5 protein-coding genes and 1 tRNA gene are annotated in these 2857 nt (G+C 56.0%); 1 reads left to right on the top strand and 5 read right to left on the bottom strand.

The genetic code is table 11. The features are described 5' to 3' along the window. Positions 1–106: 106 nt before the first annotated feature. The gene (locus P4L78_RS01355; protein WP_309326473.1) at positions 107–523 is read right to left on the bottom strand and encodes an integrase arm-type DNA-binding domain-containing protein; all 417 of its coding nucleotides are present in this window, start codon (positions 521–523) and stop codon (positions 107–109) included. Between the two features lie 123 nt (positions 524–646). On the opposite strand from P4L78_RS01355, the gene P4L78_RS01350 reads away from it, so the two are divergent. Then, a tRNA-OTHER gene (locus P4L78_RS01350) sits at positions 647–747 on the top strand. A 103-nt stretch (positions 748–850) separates the two neighbouring features. Here P4L78_RS01350 and P4L78_RS01345 read toward each other — a convergent pair. The 4 genes from P4L78_RS01345 to P4L78_RS01330 form a co-directional block, all read right to left on the bottom strand. Further along, a complete protein-coding gene (locus P4L78_RS01345; RefSeq protein ID WP_309326471.1) occupies positions 851–1510 on the bottom strand; it encodes a hypothetical protein in 660 nt (219 codons plus the stop codon). 256 nt (positions 1511–1766) lie between these two features. After that, on the bottom strand, positions 1767–1961 hold the full coding sequence (locus tag P4L78_RS01340; RefSeq protein WP_309326469.1) for a hypothetical protein: 195 nt from the start codon (positions 1959–1961) through the stop codon (positions 1767–1769). 36 nt (positions 1962–1997) lie between these two features. Further along, positions 1998–2216 carry a hypothetical protein gene (locus P4L78_RS01335; RefSeq protein WP_309326468.1) on the bottom strand — a complete coding sequence of 73 codons (219 nt, stop codon included), beginning with the start codon at positions 2214–2216 and terminating at the stop codon, positions 1998–2000. 71 nt (positions 2217–2287) lie between these two features. Then, positions 2288–2857, bottom strand: a 570-nt coding sequence (locus P4L78_RS01330) for a zinc-binding dehydrogenase (RefSeq protein ID WP_309326466.1), incomplete at its 5' end; no start/stop codon positions are given.

Below are 2857 nucleotides of genomic sequence, written 5' to 3'. Positions count from 1 at the left end.
ATGTCGCTTGAAACCATGGCGCCAGTGAGCGACAATCCCATCGTCGTGCTCTCGGCTGTGCCAGGCGCATGACCGGCTCAAACTGATGCCGAAATCGGCGGTGGCTTCAATAATCTACACCACGCCATGGGACATGATCCTCGGCTCTGCCTTTGCGTTGCAGGTGACCTTCGACATATCGCTCCCAGGCTTGCCGGAGCGTCACATTGCTGCCGGAAATTTCTTTCATTTGTTCTGGCGCCTTCGGGTGCCGTCCCCGGCTGATCTCGAGCAGATAGGCCTTGGCCATCGTCTTTGCCTCTCGCAGCGGGAGGTCAACGACGTCACCAACGGATACCTTGATCGATGAAACTCGCTTGCCGTCCCGGCGTAGATCTGCTTGCACCATGTATGTGCGCTGTCGTTTGCCTACGAGAAGATAAAAGCCCTTCAGTTCGGAATCGCGGACTTTGTATTGGCCTTCATTGGCAGGTGGAAGCAACGCAATTGCCTTTTCCGTAAGCGCGATACGCATGTCGGGCATTGGCTCACTCCTGATTTTTAGGCCGGTTTTAGGCCGGTGAATGTTGAAATCAGGATTAGAATCTCTCGCTACGCCAGGGCAACCTAAAGTGCGATAACCACCTGAATTCAGAGGATATATATCGAGCTTGTCGTGCGATGGGAAGGGTTCGGATACCCTGGGTGAGATACTGATTGGAGCTTTTAATCAGTAGGTCGCTGGTTCGAATCCAGCTGGGCTCACCATATTTTCAATGACTTAGGTTGGAAATATGACTCAAATCGACCGGCCTCGACCCGTGCGGGTCCCAACGGGACATCAGAGTAATACGTTTCGGTCACAAATTGCCTAGAATCGATGCAGCTTAACAACGTCGATTAGATTGCCGACCGCCAGAAAAATCGGCGCTGGCACTGGCTCGAATACTGGTGGCGTCGGCCCTGTCTGTATCGTCAGTCCGACGTTTTCGACGTTCATGATGTCCCGTGTCCCAACCGCGATACGAAACTCGTCCTGCCACGCAAACTCCACTGGTTTGATGAGGACCAGTCTTTCAGGAAGAGCCCAATCGGCTCCCGGTTCCCTGCTATGCTCCCGATAATCAACATTGCCGCAGACAACCTGGCTGTAGTCGAATTGCGACGTGGGATGCGCCCGCCTCTTCAACCGCTGGACTAGCAAGTCGGGGTCGGGGATTTCGACGCAGAATGGACCGAATTTTTCGGCCAGATCGGCAGATAACTGATTGCTGGCGCAATACACGAACACGTCGTTTTGGTTGACAGTTGAGTTGAGGCTCCCGCCCTCCAGCCTGATAACCCGCCCATCCGCCATGTTCATGACGAGCCCGCCTTGCGGCGCATAGGTCAGAATACCGTCGCGTGGGTCGCCCCGAACCCCATCAGCTTCTCTTGCTCGGAAATGGGAGAGGGGCTGCAGCATCAGCTTGCCCTTACTGAGGAGTGCCGACGCGTGCACTTCCTCAGTAAAATACTTGAATATCGCCATACGAACCTCTGGCCAGTGAATGTACTCTCCGACCCGCTTCTTCGGCATTTCTATACATTTGGTGTTGCTTCAATCAGTATTTTTTGACTGATACGCGCGTTTATCTCAATCTTTGACCGGAGGTTCGCACAATCGGCCCTCAATATCTCAGCAGAGCGCGTGCCGTGTTTCCACGCGTTGCGGTTGCCCTTCGGCGCGCGGCTCATATGACTGGCTTGCCAAAATAGAGACCGGTAGCGGCCCTAATCGACCACGCTTATGTGATAAGATCCCGTTCAATTTGATCCAGTGCCGTGCGTGCTTCCGATATGATCAGCTTGTCGGCATGTTTCTGGTCAATCTCGGGCACATCCCAATCAAAGATTGCGCGCCATCGATCGATCAGTTTGGCCATATCGGCAACGATTTCGGGCCTGTGTCGCTGAAGCTCGATCTGTTCCATGCTTGGCATTGTGAATCTCCATTGAAGGCGGCAACGGTGTGTTTTTCACCCGGCGGTCGAAGGCAACGTCAAAGGCACTGAAGAAGAATCCTGTTCTGCCGGGTCCACGTCTGTTGACTGGCTGGTTGGTCCCCCGGTCGCCGGCACTTTGATGCTGCCAAGCGGGTTCGTGAACCAAAACAGCACCACACCAAACAAGACTACCAGCAGGAGTATCCAGAACCACTTGCTGTCTGGCGCCTTGTCACGATCAAGATCGACCATGGTTTTTCTCCGTTTCTTCGGGTGATATGCGCCGACTGCTGAAAGGCGCAGTCGGCGCAAGGGCGTTGCCGTCAGACGCCGGCTGTATCGGTAAAATCGAGCACGACGCGTGACGGGACATCCCCGTGGGTCAGTCGTTCGAACACGCTGTTGATGGCCGACAGCGGTTGCAGTTCGATGTCCGCGTGCACTTTGCCCCTGGCGGCAAAGTCGAGGCATTCCGCCATGTCCTTGCGGGTGCCCACGAATGATCCGCGCACGGTGACGCATGCGGCAACCAGATTGAAAATATCGAGCGGGAAGCTGCCCGGCGGCAGACCGACCAGCGCGCAGGTGCCGCGTTTGCGCGTCATCGCCACGCCTTGTTTGAAGGCTGCCAGCGAGGGCGCGGTGATCAGCACGCCGTGCGCGCCGCCGCCGGTTTCCTTTTTCAGCTCTTCTGCCGGATCATGGGTCTTGGCATTGATCACCAGATCGGCGCCCAGACGCCTGGCATGGTCCAGCTTGCCGTCGTCGATATCGACACCGCAGACCAGCAGCCCCATCGCCTTGGCATATTGAATGGCCAGATGGCCAAGGCCGCCGCAGCCCGAGATGGCGATCCATTCGCCGGGCTTTGCCTCGGTTTCCTTGATGCCCTT

Source organism: Silvimonas sp., assembly GCF_031291215.1.
GTDB lineage: Bacteria > Pseudomonadota > Gammaproteobacteria > Burkholderiales > Chitinibacteraceae > Silvimonas > Silvimonas soli.
Note: the sequence above shows the minus strand (reverse complement) of the source record. Positions and strands in the feature narration are given on the sequence as shown.

Bases quoted from the DNA above. Each gene is read 5' to 3' on its own strand.
- P4L78_RS01355 (WP_309326473.1), bottom strand. From the start codon at position 523: ATGCCCGACATGCGTATCGCGCTTACGGAAAAGGCAATTGCGTTGCTT.
- P4L78_RS01345 (WP_309326471.1), bottom strand. From the start codon at position 1,510: ATGGCGATATTCAAGTATTTTACTGAGGAAGTGCACGCGTCGGCACTC.
- P4L78_RS01340 (WP_309326469.1), bottom strand. From the start codon at position 1,961: ATGCCAAGCATGGAACAGATCGAGCTTCAGCGACACAGGCCCGAAATC.
- P4L78_RS01335 (WP_309326468.1), bottom strand. From the start codon at position 2,216: ATGGTCGATCTTGATCGTGACAAGGCGCCAGACAGCAAGTGGTTCTGG.